The organism is Mycoplana sp. ABR4_002 (assembly GCF_056159645.1).
In genome coordinates this window covers 1,123,778-1,139,449 of sequence record NZ_JBSWVO010000001.1, presented here as the reverse complement: position 1 = coordinate 1,139,449, position 15,672 = coordinate 1,123,778, and the positions used below count along the sequence as shown (strand labels likewise).

Annotated in this window: 18 protein-coding genes; 12 read left to right on the top strand and 6 right to left on the bottom strand. The window is 67.8% G+C overall.

Annotation, left to right across the window (positions count from 1 at the left end; translation table 11 throughout):
• Window positions 1-317 precede the first annotated feature (317 nt).
• The gene (locus ACXAGF_RS05445; RefSeq protein WP_475015078.1) at window positions 318-857 is read right to left on the bottom strand and encodes an N-acetyltransferase family protein; all 540 of its coding nucleotides are present in this window, start codon (window positions 855-857) and stop codon (window positions 318-320) included.
• A gap of 26 nt (window positions 858-883) precedes the next feature.
• Here ACXAGF_RS05445 and ACXAGF_RS05440 point away from each other — a divergent pair, with 26 nt between their 5' ends.
• On the top strand, window positions 884-1,462 hold the full coding sequence (locus tag ACXAGF_RS05440; RefSeq protein ID WP_475015076.1) for a helix-turn-helix domain-containing protein: 579 nt from the start codon (window positions 884-886) through the stop codon (window positions 1,460-1,462).
• 3 nt (window positions 1,463-1,465) lie between these two features.
• Here the strand turns inward: ACXAGF_RS05440 and trhA are convergent, their stop codons facing one another.
• The 3 genes from trhA to ACXAGF_RS05425 form a co-directional block, all read right to left on the bottom strand.
• The gene (gene trhA / locus ACXAGF_RS05435) at window positions 1,466-2,116 is read right to left on the bottom strand and encodes a PAQR family membrane homeostasis protein TrhA (protein WP_475015074.1); all 651 of its coding nucleotides are present in this window, start codon (window positions 2,114-2,116) and stop codon (window positions 1,466-1,468) included.
• A 249-nt stretch (window positions 2,117-2,365) separates the two neighbouring features.
• Window positions 2,366-2,689, bottom strand: coding sequence for a TraR/DksA family transcriptional regulator (locus tag ACXAGF_RS05430; protein WP_475015072.1), 324 nt, complete (start codon window positions 2,687-2,689; stop codon window positions 2,366-2,368).
• Window positions 2,690-2,725: 36 nt separating this feature from the next.
• Window positions 2,726-3,136 (bottom strand): universal stress protein, encoded by a 411-nt coding sequence (locus ACXAGF_RS05425; protein WP_475015070.1) that lies wholly within the window; start codon window positions 3,134-3,136, stop codon window positions 2,726-2,728.
• A 339-nt stretch (window positions 3,137-3,475) separates the two neighbouring features.
• On the opposite strand from ACXAGF_RS05425, the gene ACXAGF_RS05420 reads away from it, so the two are divergent.
• The 6 genes from ACXAGF_RS05420 to ACXAGF_RS05395 all read left to right on the top strand — a co-directional run bounded on the left by ACXAGF_RS05420 (window position 3,476) and on the right by ACXAGF_RS05395 (window position 9,472).
• Window positions 3,476-4,351, top strand: a complete 876-nt coding sequence (locus ACXAGF_RS05420; protein WP_475015069.1) for a VOC family protein — start codon at window positions 3,476-3,478, stop codon at window positions 4,349-4,351.
• A 79-nt stretch (window positions 4,352-4,430) separates the two neighbouring features.
• On the top strand, window positions 4,431-5,537 hold the full coding sequence (locus ACXAGF_RS05415) for an AI-2E family transporter (RefSeq protein ID WP_475015068.1): 1,107 nt from the start codon (window positions 4,431-4,433) through the stop codon (window positions 5,535-5,537).
• 44 nt (window positions 5,538-5,581) lie between these two features.
• Window positions 5,582-6,172: a cytochrome b gene (locus ACXAGF_RS05410; RefSeq protein WP_475015067.1), complete on the top strand. Its 591-nt coding sequence runs from the start codon at window positions 5,582-5,584 to the stop codon at window positions 6,170-6,172.
• Window positions 6,169-6,747 carry a YceI family protein gene (locus ACXAGF_RS05405; protein WP_475015066.1) on the top strand — a complete coding sequence of 193 codons (579 nt, stop codon included), beginning with the start codon at window positions 6,169-6,171 and terminating at the stop codon, window positions 6,745-6,747. Before ACXAGF_RS05410 ends, ACXAGF_RS05405 begins: the two co-directional genes overlap by 4 nt.
• 83 nt (window positions 6,748-6,830) lie before the next feature.
• Window positions 6,831-8,933, top strand: a complete 2,103-nt coding sequence (locus tag ACXAGF_RS05400) for a S9 family peptidase (RefSeq protein WP_475015065.1) — start codon at window positions 6,831-6,833, stop codon at window positions 8,931-8,933.
• Window positions 8,934-9,034: 101 nt separating this feature from the next.
• A complete protein-coding gene (locus tag ACXAGF_RS05395; RefSeq protein WP_475015064.1) occupies window positions 9,035-9,472 on the top strand; it encodes a hypothetical protein in 438 nt (145 codons plus the stop codon).
• Here the strand turns inward: ACXAGF_RS05395 and ACXAGF_RS05390 are convergent.
• A complete protein-coding gene (locus ACXAGF_RS05390) occupies window positions 9,462-10,115 on the bottom strand; it encodes a TetR/AcrR family transcriptional regulator (RefSeq protein WP_475015062.1) in 654 nt (217 codons plus the stop codon). The two genes, ACXAGF_RS05395 and ACXAGF_RS05390, sit on opposite strands and share 11 nt — an antisense overlap.
• A gap of 327 nt (window positions 10,116-10,442) precedes the next feature.
• On the opposite strand from ACXAGF_RS05390, the gene ACXAGF_RS05385 reads away from it, so the two are divergent.
• The 5 genes from ACXAGF_RS05385 (at window position 10,443) to ACXAGF_RS05365 (ending at window position 14,705) form a co-directional block, all read left to right on the top strand.
• Complete coding sequence (locus tag ACXAGF_RS05385) at window positions 10,443-11,402, top strand: homocysteine S-methyltransferase family protein (protein ID WP_475015061.1); 960 nt, start codon at window positions 10,443-10,445, stop codon at window positions 11,400-11,402.
• A 29-nt stretch (window positions 11,403-11,431) separates the two neighbouring features.
• The gene (locus tag ACXAGF_RS05380; RefSeq protein ID WP_475015059.1) at window positions 11,432-11,629 is read left to right on the top strand and encodes a hypothetical protein; all 198 of its coding nucleotides are present in this window, start codon (window positions 11,432-11,434) and stop codon (window positions 11,627-11,629) included.
• A 135-nt stretch (window positions 11,630-11,764) separates the two neighbouring features.
• The gene (locus tag ACXAGF_RS05375) at window positions 11,765-13,273 is read left to right on the top strand and encodes a protein adenylyltransferase SelO (RefSeq protein WP_475015057.1); all 1,509 of its coding nucleotides are present in this window, start codon (window positions 11,765-11,767) and stop codon (window positions 13,271-13,273) included.
• A gap of 270 nt (window positions 13,274-13,543) precedes the next feature.
• Complete coding sequence (locus ACXAGF_RS05370) at window positions 13,544-14,041, top strand: N-acetyltransferase family protein (protein ID WP_475015056.1); 498 nt, start codon at window positions 13,544-13,546, stop codon at window positions 14,039-14,041.
• A gap of 91 nt (window positions 14,042-14,132) precedes the next feature.
• On the top strand, window positions 14,133-14,705 hold the full coding sequence (locus tag ACXAGF_RS05365; RefSeq protein ID WP_475015055.1) for a type 1 glutamine amidotransferase family protein: 573 nt from the start codon (window positions 14,133-14,135) through the stop codon (window positions 14,703-14,705).
• A gap of 12 nt (window positions 14,706-14,717) precedes the next feature.
• On the opposite strand, the gene ACXAGF_RS05360 is transcribed toward ACXAGF_RS05365, so the two are convergent.
• Window positions 14,718-15,629: a c-type cytochrome gene (locus tag ACXAGF_RS05360; RefSeq protein WP_475015053.1), complete on the bottom strand. Its 912-nt coding sequence runs from the start codon at window positions 15,627-15,629 to the stop codon at window positions 14,718-14,720.
• Between the last annotated feature and the right edge of the window lie 43 nt (window positions 15,630-15,672).

The following is a 15,672-nucleotide window of genomic DNA, read 5'->3' as shown; positions in this document are numbered from 1 at the left end:
CCCTATCGATTTCCACGATTTGCGGCGGGCCGATTCGCCCTTGCCTTCAGTGCGCAGCTTTTATGCCGGTATGCCGGAAATCGCCACCGTTGAAAAGCAGCGACGCGGCATTTTCCTGCGAATGCGCAGGAGATCCGGTTCCCCGCCCCGCCCGTGCCGCCTCGCCGCCCCGGTGATGGCACGCCCCCGGGCGCGGTTTTGGCCGGCCCAGCCGCGGCCGCCCCGGAAGCATCTCGCCGAGCCGGACGGATGAAAATTGCCGGCGATCAGCGGCTTGTGCCGGCGGGCTGACAAATCGATTCCGGCCGTTGCCTCCGTCAGGCGCGGGCGGCCCTTTCCTGCAGCATCCTGGCGCGGTCGAGGCACAGTTCCATGCAGGTCAGGTCCAGCCAGCGGCCGAACTTGGTACCGACCTCCTCGAACCGGCCGACAACGCGAAAGCCGAAGCTCTCGTGCAGCCGGATCGAGGCCGCATTCTCCGCCTCGATGCCGGCGATCATCACGTGGATGCCAGAAGCGCGCGCCCGGTCGATCAGGCCGCCGAGGAGCGCGCGGCCGATGCCGTGGCCGCGCCGGTCGTGGTGCACGTAGATCGAGTGCTCGGCCGTATGGCGATAGCCGTCGAAGGCGCGCCAGTCGCCATAGGAGGCGTAGCCCACGACCAGCCCCGCCTGCTCGGCGACGAGGACCGGGTACCCGCGCTGGCGGCGCTGGCGAAACCAATCGAGCCGGTTGTCGAGATCGACGACGGTTTCGTTCCAGATGGCGGTCGTGTTGGTGACGGCGTCGTTGTAGATCTCCATGACAGAAGCCATGTCCTCTTCGCGCGCGTCGCGGATCAGCGTCGCTTGCTCCATCGTCTCTCGTCCACTATTGTTGCGATATGTCCACTTTTACAGATGGCTTTGATCGAAGTCTAGGCCAGCGCGTCCGGGCCGAGCGGCAGGGGCGCGGCTGGTCGCTGTCCGACCTGTCCGAGCGCGCCGGCGTCTCGCGCGCGATGATCCACAAGGTCGAGCGCGGCGAGAGCAGTCCGACCGCGGCCCTGCTCGGCCGGCTGTGCGGCGCCTTCGGCTTTTCCATCTCCACACTGATCGCGCGTGCCGAGGCCGGCACGGAACGGCTGTCGCGCTTGGCGGACCAGCCTGTCTGGGTCGACCCCGAGACCGGCTACCGACGCCGCCACGTCTCCCCCTCGACCGCTCCGGCGGAAATCATCGAGGTGGAACTGCCGCCCGGCGCGCGCGTGTCCTATCCCGCTGCCGCCTTCGCCTTCCAGCGCCAGATGGTGCGGGTCGTCGACGGCATGCTGATTTTCGGCGAAGGCGAGGAGGTGCACAGGCTCGAGGCCGGCGACTGCCTCGTGCTCGGCCCGCCCGCCGACTGCGTCTTTCACAATGACACCGAGCGGACCTGCCGCTACCTCGTCATCCTGCTGAAGGCCGACCGCAACGCCCCCTGAAGCTCAGGCGCTGACGCAGGTGACGACGGCGGAATAGTGGACGGCCGCGGCCGCCACGACGAAGCCGTGCCAGATCGCGTTCTGGAAGCGCAGCGTCTGCCAGACGTAGAACACCACCCCGACGGTGTAGAGCAGCCCGCCCGCCAGAATCAGCACGACCGTCTCCTCCGGCAGCGCCGCCAGCAGCGGATCGACCGCCACGAGGCCGCTCCAGCCCATGGCGAGATAGAGCAGGATCGCCAGCCGGTCGTAGCGTCCCGGGCGCAGGAACTTCAGGGCGATACCGGCGACCGCGATGACCCAGATGGCGACGAGCATGCCGGCCAGGGTCGGATCGTCGATGCCGCGCTGCAGAAAGGGCGTGTAGGTCGCCGCGATCAGCACGAAGATCGCCGAATGATCGAAACGGCGCAGATACCACTTGATGTTGGAGACGGGCCAGAGGTTGTAGGCGAAGGACACCCCGAGCGACAGGATCAGGCCGGCCCCATAAACGCAGGCCGCCGCCAACTGCCCACCGGTCGTCCAGACGGTGGCGTAGAAAATCAGCGCCGTGACCCCGATCAGTGCCAGCACGACGCCGACGCCATGAACGATGCCGTCGGCAATCAGTTCATGGCGATCGTAGTGCCAGCGTAAACCTTCGAGTTCCATGCAACCCGTTCCACGCGATACATGTGCACGTCCAGACTTCGAAGGCGCGTTGGACAGGTCGGGACCATCGGCGCCATGCTGCCCCACTCCCTTCCCGCGCGGGAGTGCCCCTACAGGCCCTGCGGGCATGGCTTATCGTGCCAATTGCCGCCTTCATCTTCAAGCGCCGATGAGGGCGGCAAGGGCGGAATGGGCCTCACTTTTGGTAACGCCGGTAACGGACCGCAACTGCGCGGGACTGCCCTGACATCAGAGGGAGCGGATGCATTCCTCGCACAGGGCCGCATGCGGGACCGCCGCGAGCCGCGCCGGCGAGACCGGTTCGCCGCACCTTGGACAGATGCCGAAGGTGCCGGCCTCGATGCGGTCGAGCGCCGCGTCGATCGCGTTGAGCTCGTCCACGCCCTTGTTGCCAAGTTCCTCGAGGACCTCGTCGTTCTCGCGCTCGGTGGCCCGCTCCTCCGCATCGGGGTTGGGCGTGGTCTCGAGGTCGCCCTCGATCTTGTGCAGGCGCACAAGGAGTTCAGCCTTGCGGTCAAGGAGCTTCGCCTTGAAGCCTTCGGTGTCCAGCATGCTCCGATCTCCCATATTGACCTCGCCGAAATTGCGCTAGCGATCCACGAGTACCGACATCGGCGCGTGGCGCACGACACGGTCGGCAGTCGATCCCAGCAGGTAGTTTGCCAACCCGGGATGGTGTGAGGCAATAATGATCAGATCGGCCTTATGTTCCTGCGCGGCGGCCACGATCTGGCGCGCGGCCCCGCCGTAGCGAATGTCGATCCGGGCGGCAACGCCGACATCCTTGCGCATCCGCTCCAGCCGCTCCTCCGCCTGCCTGAGCTCCATTTCCACCAGGTCTGCCGGGAACTCGATCGACAGGTAGCCGGTGGCGACCTCGATCACATGCACCAGCACAATCTCGCCGCCGTCGGGCAGCAATCCGGCCGCCTTGCGAAAGATCTGTTCGCCGCGCTCCAACTGATCCATGGCAACGGGGACGATGATCTTGCTGTACATGCGCAGCTCTCCTCCTTGGCTCCATTCCCATGCAGCAAGGGTGTCCTTGGAGACTGCGCGCCGCATTGACAAGGATCAAGTGAAATCTGTGTAGCGGACAACAACAAAACGAGAGGTTGCAGCCATCGGCCGGCGGAGCGGCGCCCGCTGCGGCTATGCCGGAAGGGCGATCGTCAACGGCAGGTTGACGGTAAATCGCCGGCGTGACGGCTTTCCCGAACAGCCGCGGGGCGTCATATTCGGCATAACCGGCTCCGCCGCCACCGTCGAGGCCGCAGCGTTGCCACCTGCCCCGGTCCGCGCGGCCGGCGCCAGGCACTTGAAATGGAGGCTTCCCGAATGTCCGAAACCACGCCGCTGTCCTCGCCTGATCACGCCGTCAACATGCCGGCCCATGTCGATCACTCCCACCTCGTCGTGCTCGACCTGCCGACGACGTCCGACTGGTACCAGAAGGTGATGGGCCTTGCCGTGCTCGAGCGCGGCGCCTCGGGGCAGACGCTCGGGATCGGCGGCCGGCCGCTGCTGACGCTGACGACCGAGGGCAACGCCGCCCGCGCCTCGCGGCAGACGCCCGGCCTGTTCCACAACGCCTTCCTCCTGCCCGGCCGCAAGGACCTCGCGCACTGGCTCGCCCACGCCGCCCGGAACGGGGTGCGGCTGACCGGCGCCTCCGACCACCTCGTCAGCGAGGCGCTCTACCTGGATGATCCCGAAGGCAACGGAATCGAGGTCTACCGGGACCGCGGCCGCGACGAGTGGAACTACCGCGCCGACGGCACGGTCGAACTGGCGACGCTGCCGCTCGACCTGCAGAAGCTCCACGACGAGGCGCCGAGGGATGGCTGGAACGGCCTGCCGCAGGATTCGGCCATCGGCCACATCCACCTGCAGGTCTCCGACATCCCGCAGGCCGACGCCTTCTTCCGCGACGTCCTCGGGCTCGACCTGATGGCGCGCTATCCGGGCGCAAGCTTCTTCGCCTCCGGCAAATACCATCACCACATCGGCGCCAACGTCTGGAACTCGCGCGGATCGGCCAGGCGCGAGGCGCACATGACCGGGCTTGCGGACTACACGATCCGCTTCAGCGGTGCCGACCGGCTGGCGGCGGCGGTCGCAAGGCTCGACCAGATGGAGATACCGACAACCCGGACCGGCGACGCGGTCGCGCTGGTCGATCCCTGGGGCATCGGCCTGACGCTTTCGGCCTAAGCGCGCGCACTTCCGTCCGGACCGGCGTGGAACCGGTGGCCGCCTCGCGCGTTAACGCGTGATCGAGGGGAGTGGCGCCATGCACGAGATCCTGACAAAGAACAAAGCCGGCCTCCGCCAACCGGCCCTGCCGGCCGAGGAGACGCAGGACCGTGAGGACGGACTGGCCCTGACGTCGAAATGGGCGACGATCGGCATCTTCGCCATGATGGCGCTGGGCGCCATCTACCTGATGGCGCCGATTCTGATCCCGCTGACGCTCGCGGTCGTCACCGGGCTGATCCTCGCCGTCGCGGCGGAGAAGCTGAACAATCTCGGCATTCCGCCGCTGCCCACCGCGCTGCTGCTGGCGACCGCCTTCGGTACCGGCCTGTTCTTCGCCGCGGTGGCGCTGTCCGGTCCGCTCAGCCGCCTCGCCGGCGAGGCGCCCGACCTCATCAACGCGACGATCGAGCGCGTGATGCCGCTGCTGAACCGGCTTGAATGGCTGCATCTCGACCCGCGGAGCTTCTCGGCCGGCTCCGTCACCCTCGACGGCCTGCTGGAAAAGGCCGGAAGCCTGATCGGCCTCGTCACCATCGGAGTCACGCCGGCGCTGGTGCAGGTGCTGATCTTCTTCGTCGCGCTGGTGCTGTTCCTGTCCGGGCGGCTGAAGCTGCGGCGCATGCTGATCCTCGCGTTTCCGCATCGCACCCAGCGGCTGACCGCGATCCGCGTGATGAACGCGATCGACCGGTCGCTGGGCTACTACTTCGCCACCGCCGGCCTCGTCTATGCCGGCTTCGGCGTGGTCACGGCCCTGATCGCCTTCGTCGGCGACCTCGGCATGCCGTGGATGTGGGGCCTGTTCGCCTTCGTCACCTCCTTCGTGCCGTTCCTCGGCGTGGCGGTGATGACGCTGGCGCTCGTCGCCGGCGGCCTCTTGGCCCATGACACGGTGATGGCCAGCCTCGCGCCGGCGCTGGCCTTCCTCGCCGCCAACGTGGTGCTGGAAAACGTGGTCATGCCGGCGATCATGGGCCGGAAGCTGGAGGTCAACGCCTTCATCATCTTCACCGCCATCGTGTTCTGGAGCTGGATGTGGGGGGCCGCCGGGGCGATGCTGGCACTGCCGCTGTCGATCATCGGCATGACGATCGCCGACGAACTGCGCCCGGACCACAAGCCGCAGCCGATGCTGCCCTGACAGCCCCACCGGAATAACCGGCGACCTTGCGGCGTCATCTGTTCATGACGGACGGACAGGCGAACGGTTTCGGGCGTTGGGCGATCGGCCTGCATTGGCTCGTCGCGGGACTGATCTTCGGCCTGACGGCACTCGGCTTCGTCATGCGCCGGATCGCGCTCGACCCCGTGCTGCAGTTCTGGCTCTATCAGTGGCACAAGTCGATCGGGCTGACGGCGCTCGGGTTCGCCGGGCTGCAGGCGCTGCTGTGGCTGGCGGCGCGCCATCCCGGGCCAGTGCCGGGGCTCGGGCCGATCGAGCGGCGCGCCGCGCAGGCCGTGCACGCCATGCTCGCGCTGCTGGCGCTCGCCGTGCCGGTGACCGGCTGGGCGGTCGCCTCGACCACGGTGCTGAATATCCCCACCTTTTTCTTCAACCTCGTCGTGATCCCGCCATTGCCGCTTTCGAGAAACGACGCTGCCGAGAGCTTCTGGACCGTCGTCCACGCCGGCGCGGCCTACCTGCTGCTGGCGCTGGCGGTCCTGCACGCCGCCGCCGCGCTCTACCACCACTTCGTCCGCCGCGACGCGGTGCTGCGGCGCATGCTCGGCCGAGCGCCGGCGCCCGACACCGGCGGCCGGAGGGACGAGCGATGAGACGTTCGGCCCTGGCCATACTCGCGCTTGCCCTGCTTGCCCCGGCTCCCTGCGCGCTGGCGCGGACGCCCGACCTTGCGCAGGCCGCCGGCACCTACGACATCGGCAGCGCATCGCAGGTGCGTTTCTCGGTCGACCAGATCGGCGGCGGCGGCATCAGGGGCCGGTTCACCCGGTTCGCCGGGCGGTTCCGCATCGACGGATCCGACATCGGCGCCTCCACCGTGTCGTTCACGCTCTATCCCGACAGCGTCGTCACCGCCGACCGGCGGATGGAAAACTTCCTGCGCTCGACGGCCGTGTTCCATGCCGCGGCCTATCCGACGGTGACGTTCCGCTCCACCGCCGTGCGCCGGACCGGCGCGGACACGGCGGTCGTCCACGGCCTGCTGACCGCCCGCGGCATCACGCAACGCGAACAGTTCGCCGTGCGGCTGCTGGGCCTGAGGGGCAACGCGATCGCCTTCTCGGTGACCGGCGACGTCTACCGCTCGCGCTACCGCATGGACGTCGGCACGCCGATCTATCTCAACATCGTCCGCTTCGACATGGACATTCGTGGCCGGCGCCGCTGAGCGGCAAGCCGACCTTGATGACCGACGCGCGCAGCTTTATCTGTGGGCGGCAATCCCTGCCTGTTTATTCGGAGTACCCTCCCTTGGCCGCCTTCAAGAACCTGCCCGCCGCCCCGATCGCCACGAAAAAGCCGGTCGAGGACACCCGCCACGGCATCACCCGCACCGACGACTACGCCTGGTTCCGCGCCGACAACTGGCAGGCCATGTTCAAGGACACCTCGCTGCTGGCCCCGGAGATCCGCGCGCACCTCGAGGCGGAGAACGCCTATATGGAGGCGGCGATGGAGGACACGACGGAACTCCAGAAGACGCTGTTCAAGGAGATGCGCGGCCGGATCAAGGAGGACGACTCCTCCGTGCCGGTGAAGGACGGGCCCTATGCCTACGGCACCGCCTACGTCACCGGCGGCGAACAGCCGCGCTACTTCCGCACCCCGCGCGAGGGCGGCGACAGGACGATGCTGCTCGACGGCGACAAGGAGGCCGAGGGCAAGGGCTATTTCCGCCTGTCCGGGCTGGACCACTGCTCCGACCATTCGCGCGGCATCTGGGGCTATGACGACAAGGGTTCGGAATATTTCACGCTCAAGGTGCGCGACCTCGCCACCGGCGAGGATTTCGCCGACATCATCGAGAACACCGGCGGCGGCGGCGTCTGGGCCCCGGACGGCAAGAGCTTCTTCTACACCCTGCAGGACGAGAACCACCGGCCCTCGAAGATCTTCCACCACGTGCTCGGCCAGCCGCAGTCGCTGGACCGGCTGGTGTACGAGGAAAAGGACCCCGGCTACTTCATGTCGGTCGGCGGTTCGCTGCTCGACGACTTCATCTACATCGACATCCACGACCACGAAACCAGCGAGTACCGGCTGCTATCGACCACCGACCTCCTCGCCGAACCGGCGGTGGTGTCTTCGCGCCAGGCGGGCCTGGAATATGCCATGACCGAAGGCGGCGACGTCTTCTTCATCCTGACCAATGCCGACGGCGCCAAGGACTTCAAGATCTGCCAGGCGCCGGTCGCCGCGCCCGGGCGGGAGAACTGGAGCGAGATCGTGCCGCACCGGCCCGGCACGCTGATCCTCAGCCACCTCGCCTTCGCCCGCCACCTCGTCTGGCTCGAGCGCCACGAGGGACTGCCGCGAATCATCGTGCGCGACCGCAGGACCGGCGAGGAACACGCGATCGCCTTTGCCGAGGAGGCCTATTCGCTGGGCCTGTCGGGGGCGGCCGAATACGACACCGACGTGATCCGCTTCACCTATTCCTCGATGACGACACCTTCGCAGCTCTACGACTACGACATGGTCACGCGCGAGCGCACGCTGCTGAAGACCCAGGAGGTGCCCTCGGGCCACACCATCGACGACTACGTCACCCGCCGCGTGTTCGCCCCCGCCCATGACGGCGAGCGCGTGCCCGTCACCCTGCTCTACCGCAAGGACACGCCACTCGACGGCTCCGCCCCCTGCCTGCTCTATGGCTACGGTGCCTACGGCATCTCCATCCCCGCCTCGTTCAACACCAATTGCCTGTCGCTGGTCGACCGCGGCTTCGTCTACGCCATCGCCCACATCCGCGGCGGCAAGGAGAAGGGCTACGGCTGGTACGAGGCCGGCAAGATGGAGAGGAAACCCAATACCTTCAAGGACTTCATCGCGGCGGCCGACTATCTGAATCAGGAGAAGTTCACCTCCTACGCGAACATCGTCGCCGAGGGCGGCTCGGCCGGCGGCATGCTGATGGGCGCGGTCGCCAACATGGCGCCGGAGAAGTTCGGCGGCATCATCGCCGCCGTGCCCTTCGTCGACGTGCTGAACACGATGCTCGACGACACCCTGCCACTGACGCCGCCCGAATGGGGCGAGTGGGGAAACCCGATCGAGAGCGAGGCGTTCTACCGCCTGCTCGCCTCCTATTCGCCCTACGACAATGTCGGTGCCAGGGCCTACCCGCCGATCCTGGCCCTGTCCGGGCTGACCGATCCGCGCGTCACCTACTGGGAGCCGACCAAGTGGGTGGCGAAGCTGCGCGAAAAGGCGACCGGCGATGCGCCGATCCTGCTGCGCACCAACATGGGCGCCGGCCACGGCGGCGCCTCCGGCCGCTTCCAGAGGCTGGAGGAGATCGCCTTCGAATACGCCTTTGCGATCAAGGTGGCCGGGAAGATGGCGGCGGCATAGGCAGGGCCGCCCCGGACGCGTCCTGCCGCGGCCTGCCGGCGCGGCAAGCCTCGCGCAGGCCATGCAGCTTAGCTCTCCCTGCAACCGCAGGGAGTATCGACATGAAAATCGGCGACAGCATCGGCAATCACTATCGCATCCGCATCGGCAACGGCGGACCGGTCAACGGCCTTCCGGCCGGAACGGAGGCCGGCGGACAGCGCGGCCACGGACCGACCGTCGCCGTCGGCGGCGGCGGATCCACCGCTTCGCTGTCCTCCATGCTCTGGCTGTCGCTGGCCGACAGGCTGGAATCGGACAAGGACGGCGCGCCGCTGGCGACCAGCGTGGCGGACGAGTTCATGGAATGGGCGGAGATGTCCTACGCCGAAAAGATCCAGGCGCAGATTCTGAAGGAAAAGGGCCTGACGCAGGAGGACCTCGCCGCCATGGACGCCGAGCAGCGCGCGGAAATCGTCGAGGAGATCGAGAACGCCATCCAGCGGCAACTCGAACTCGAGGTCACAAAGGACAAGGCGTCGACGACCGCTACGGGCTGAGCTCCGGAGGGCCCGCCGCGGCCCGACGCTCGACCCCACCCTTGAACAGGATCTTGACGAGGGCGCGCAGCACAAGGAGCTGCCGCGACAGGCACCCGGGCTCCTTCAGCGCCTTCGACAGGACGATGCCGCCCTCGAGCACGGCGGAGACCATGTCGGCGAGCTGGTCGATGTCAATCTGCTCGCGCGGCTCGTAGACCGTCAGAATCTCCTCGAAATAGCCGCGGAAACGGTGACGCCACATCAGCGCCGCCTGGCGGTTCATCTCCTGGATGGTGCGGTCGAAGGCACGCTCGTGCACGCACATGACGGCGACGAGGCAACCGGGGTGGCCGTTCGGCAGGTCGGCCAGCTGTTCCGACAACAGCTTCAGCCCGAGCAGCAGCGCCTGCAGCGGATCGTCGGTCAGTTCGCGGGCTCGGCCGAAGACCTCGTCGTAGATCCGGCGGTCGTTGTCGATGTAGCGCTCCAGCAGCGCCCTGGCCAGCTCGTTCTTGTCATGGAAATGATAGAAGAAGCCGCTCTTGGTGATGCCGGTCTGGACGATCAGCTCCTCGATCGATGTGGCGCCGAAGCCCTTGGCCAGCACGGCCGATTCCGCCACCTCCAGGATCCTCGCGCGCGTCTCCTCGCCCTTGCGCATCGTCGCCTCGTGTACCGTTGGTACAGTTTTCCCGCGTCACGCCCTGCCAACGGCGTTAACATTGGCGTGAAAGTCGGCCGCAAGCAATTGATTTGTCGCTAATATGGCACCTGGCAGCCCGAGCTTGACCACAAGTCCGCTAGTTTTACGGACGAAAAACAGGCAAAAATCCACGCGCGTTTCGGAAATTGTGGGAATTACCCTCAAACGAGATTCGCATTGAGGGAAACAAAAATACTTAAAAACTGACATGGCTCTCCAGGCGCGCTCGCAAGACCGCGCCCATTCAAGCGTTTCCGGGACGAAGCGAAACGAGTGGAGACAGTTATGGCAAAGTACAGACATGGCCTGCCGCTGACCAAGGGCGAACGGTTTCTGACCGATGGCGGCATGGAAACGACGCTGATTTTCCACGAAGGCGTCGACCTGCCGCATTTCGCCTCGTTCGTGCTTCTGGCGACGCCGGAGGGACGACGGAAGCTGAAGGACTACTACTTGCGCTACCTCGAGCTGGCCAACCGTTCCGGCAGAGGCTTCGTGCTCGACACGGCCACCTGGCGGGCGAACCCCGACTGGGCGGAGAAGCTCGGCTATGACGCCGAAGCGCTCGGCGCCGCGCACGAGGAGGCCGTCGGACTGTTGGAACAGCTTCGCGACACGTACGAACGCCCGGGCCAGCCGATCGTGCTGAACGGCGTCATCGGACCGCGCGGCGACGGCTACAAGGCCGGCCGCATGACCGCTGACGAGGCCGAGGCCTATCACCGGCCGCAGGTCGAGACCTTCGCCGCCACCGATGTCGACCTGATCAGCGCGGTGACGCTGAACAACGTCGACGAGGCGATCGGGGTCGCGCGGGCGGCGCGCAAGGCCGGGGTACCCTGCGTGATCTCGTTCACGGTGGAGACCGACGGCAAGCTCGTGACGGGCCGGACCATGCAGCAGGCGATCGAGACGGTCGATGCCGCCACCGGCGGTTATCCGCTGTTCTACATGATCAACTGCGCCCACCCGAGCCATTTCGAGGAAGCGCTCGACCATGGCAGTGCCTGGGTCAAGCGCATCGGCGGCATCCGCGCCAATGCCTCGGCCCAGAGCCATCAGGAACTGGACGAGAGCGAGGTGCTCGATGCCGGCGACCCCGTCGACCTCGGCCGGCGCTACCATGAACTCTTGCGCCGCATGCCGCAACTGCGCGTGCTCGGCGGCTGCTGCGGAACGGATCATCGCCACATCGGCGCGATCTGCGAGGCGTGCATGCCGCAACAGCAGGCGCTGAGCGCCTGAGGCGCACCCAGTGAGAAGGACCATACGTCATGACGACAACCGACCGTCGCTTGCGCGGCTTATTCGGGCGTCTGTTCGGAGGATGGCTCGAGCGCGCGGACTACGACTGGGGATGCGCGCCGACCGACTTGCCGGAATCCGAGTTGCTCGAAGAGCGCCTCGTCTGCGAGGGCGACCTGCCAAGTCTGCCGCGCAAACCTGGGCGTTACCGAAGCTGCGGGCGTTAGCCCGCCTGCGCTACCGCCGGGCGATCCGTCGCGAACGGACCGCCCGGCCCTGACCCGACCCTTTTGCTCGCATCCGCCGTTCCTATCTATTAGGGTGACGCCAATCACAGCCATCAGGCGGATGCGAGCAGAACCATGAGCAAAACGGCGCCCAATCCGGCCCGGCGGCGCGACGCCGCCCCCATCGCCTTCGACAACAGCTATGCGCGGCTGCCGCAAGCCTTCTTCACCCCCGTCAGCCCGACGCCGGTCGCCGCGCCGCGGCTGGTCAAGTTCAACCGTCCGCTGGCGCTGGACCTGGGGCTCGACGCGGACGCGCTGGAACGCGACGGGGCCGAGCTGTTCGCCGGCAACCGCCTGCTTCCCGGTGCCGAGCCGATCGCGCTGGCCTATGCCGGGCACCAGTTCGGCCAGTTCGTGCCGCAACTCGGCGACGGGCGGGCGATCCTGCTCGGCGAGGTGGTGCGCCCGGACGGGGCGCGGCGCGACATCCAGCTGAAAGGCTCGGGCCAGACGCCATGGTCGCGTCGCGGCGACGGGCGGGCGGCTCTCGGCCCGGTGCTGCGCGAGTATATCGTCAGCGAGGCGATGCACGCGCTCGGCATCCCGACCACGCGCGCACTCGCAGCGGTGACGACCGGCCAGCCGGTCTATCGCGAGACGGTGCTGCCGGGGGCGGTCATCACCCGCGTTGCCGCCAGCCACATCCGGGTGGGCACGTTCCAGTTCTTCGCCGCCCGCGGCGACGGCGACAGCCTCCGCCGGCTCGCCGACCACGTGATCGACCGGCACTATCCCGACCTTGCCGGCACGGACGACCGCTATCTCGGCCTTCTCGACGCGGTGGCCGCGCGGCAGGCGGCGCTGATCGCCCGCTGGCTCGGCGTCGGCTTCATCCACGGCGTGATGAACACCGACAACATGGCCGTGTCGGGCGAAACGATCGACTTCGGTCCGTGCGCCTTCATGGACCGCTACGATCCGCGCACCGTGTTTTCCTCGATCGACCACATGGGCCGCTATGCCTATGGCAACCAGCCGATGATCGGACAATGGAACATCGCGCGCCTCGCCGAGACGCTGCTGGCGCTGATCCACGAGACGCCTGGCGAGGCGGTCGACCGCGCCAACGACGCGGTGACGCGCTTCATGGACCGCTTCCAGGCCCAATGGAAGGACGTGATCCGCGCCAAGCTCGGCCTCGGCGCGCGGCAGGAGGATGGGGACGACGACCTGATCCGCGCCTTCCTGGCGCTGATGCACGAGCAGAAGGCCGACTTCACCAACGCCTTCCGCCGGCTGTCGGAGGCGGCCGACCGCGACGACGCGGCTTTCGCCGCCGAACTCGCCGACCCGGAGGCGGCGTCCGCCTGGCTTTCCCGCTGGCGCGAGCGGCTGGCGCGCGACGACCGCCCCGCGGCCGTCCGGGCGGCGGCGATGCGCGCGGCCAACCCGGCCTTCATTCCGCGCAACCACAAGGTCGAGGAGGCGCTGAAGGCGGCGACCGAAGACGGGGACTTCTCGCTGTTCGAGGCGATGAACGAGGTGCTCGCACGCCCCTATGACGACCAGCCGCGCTTCTCCGCCTATCAGCAACCACCACGGCCCGGGGAAGAGGTGCTGCAGACCTTCTGCGGCACCTGACGCCCCTGCCCCGCGCCGCGGCCGGCGCCCCGCCGGACGGCAGCGCGCCGATCCGACCCCGGATTTCGTCGCGACGGTTCTTTTGGCGTTGACAAGGCCACGGAATTGGAGAATATCGCCGCCATGATCACGCACGCACCCATCGCCGCGACGTATTTTTGGCTGTTCCGATAAGGAGCGGCTGTTCGATCATCATGTCAACAAGCCGCCACCGGGCGGCTTTGTTGTATTCAGGCACCTGGTGGCACAAGACCCGAAGGAGCCTCTGCAATGAACACCGTCATCAAGCTCGAGACAGCGCCGGTCGAACGCCCGCCCGTGCTGAACATCCGTCTCGCCCGGCCGGGCGACCTCAGCCAGCTAATGGACCTCATGGCGCTGCATGCCGAGTGCCACGGCGAATCGGCGAAGCTGACGGCGAGCGACCTCGACCGTGACCTGTTCGGCCCGTCGCCCTGGGTGAGCGCGCTGGTGGCCGAGGCCGGCGGCCGCCTGATCGGCCATGCCATTCTCGTCCCGCAATACCGCGCCATGGAGGGGCGGCGCGGCATGGAACTGCACCAGATCTTCGTGCGCAAGGACCACCGCGGCACCGGCATCGGGCGACACCTCGTGGCGCGCGCGCGCGAGCACGCGCGCCTGGCCGGCTGCACCTACCTCTCCGTCAGCGCCGCCACCGGCAATTTCGGTGCGCACCGTTTCTACGAAGAGATGAACTTCACGGCCGGCCCGATCACCGGTATGCGTTATATCCAGGCGCTGGCCTGACAGCCTGCCCGACCCGCAGGGACGCGCGGCTCCCGCGCCCTGCCAGGCCTGCGCGCATGCGTGCCCACGACAACGGACGATGGAGAGGATAATGACGAAGCGGATTGCGATCGGTCTCACCGAAGGCTTCGCGGACTGGGAATGCGCGCTGCTGATGGCCTCGGCCCGCGGCTATTTCGGCTTCGAGGTGGTGGCGGCCACGCCGGGCGCGGCGACGGTGACCTCGATGGGCGGCCTGCGCGTTCAGCCGGCCGCGGCGCTGGAAACCGTGACGCCGGCCGATTATGACGCATTGGTGCTGTGCGGCGGAACGATCTGGGAGAGCGAGGCCGCGCCGGACCTTGGCGCGCAGCTCCGCAGCTTCCATGCCGCCGGGCGCCCGGTCGGCGCCATCTGCGGCGCGACGCTGGCGCTGGCCCGCGCCGGCATCCTCGACGGCAACGGCCACACCAGCAACGACCCGGAGTTCCTCGCCGCGGCGCCGCAGTACCGCGGCCAGGCGCTGTACCGCGACCAGCCGCAGGCGGTGCGCGACGGCAACCTGATCACCGCGCCAGGGACGGCGCCGGTCACCTTCACGGCCGAGATCTACCGCGCGCTCGGCTTCCACAATCCGGACCTCGACCACTACACCGGGCTGTACGGCCGCGAGCACGCCGCCTGACGCCGGCTCCGGTCAGCGCGGGGCGATCGCCTTCAGATAGGCGGCGATCGCCTCGCGGTCCTCGGCCGGCAGCCGGGCCATGTTCTTCTGCACCGCCACCATCGCGCCGCCGACAGAATCGAAGTCCGGCGTGAAGCCCGACTCCAGATAATAGGCGATCTCGCCCTCGCTCCACTTTCCGAGACCGTTGTCACTCGGCGTGATGTCGGGCACGCGACCCGGCCCGCCCTCCGGATTGGGGGCGCCCGCCAGCCACTCGCCGTCGCGCAGGCCGCCGAGCGCATCCCGCGGCGTGTGGCACTCGCCGCAGTGGCCCGGCCCCTCGACCAGGTACTGGCCGTGCTCGACCTTGGGGTCCGGCTTGGCGAGCACCACGCGCGGCCGGTGGTCGAGATAGAGCAGCTTCCAGCCGCCGAGCAGGGCGCGCAGGCTGAACGGGAACGGCAGTTCGTGCGTCGGCGCCACGTTGGCGCTCTGCGGCAGCGTCTGCAGGTAGCCGTAGAGATCGTTGATATCGCGCGGAGTCATGCGCGTGTAGGAGGTGTAGGGAAAGGAGGGATAGAGATGCTCGCCCCCCTTGCCGACGCCCTGCAGCATGGCATCGCCGAATTCCGGCAGCGACCAGCCGCCGATGCCCGCGGCCGGGTCGGGCGAGATGTTGGGCGGGTAGAAGGTGCCGAACGGGCTCTTCAGCGGCGCCCCGCCGGCGAGCACCAGCCTGTCCTCATCCGTCGCGCCCACGGCCGCGTGGCAGCTGGCGCAGCCGCCGGCCCAGAACAGCCGCTCGCCATTCTCCAGGTTGGGCTGATCCAGCCCCTCCCAGGTTACCGCCGGCATCCGCTCGGGCCCGGTGAGCACCAGGAATGCGCCGGCAGCGGCGACAGCGACAACCAGTGCGGCGGCCGCGAACCTACGAAATCTCATTGCCTTTGCCCCGGCGGGTTCTTGCCCGCCCCTCGATGACGCC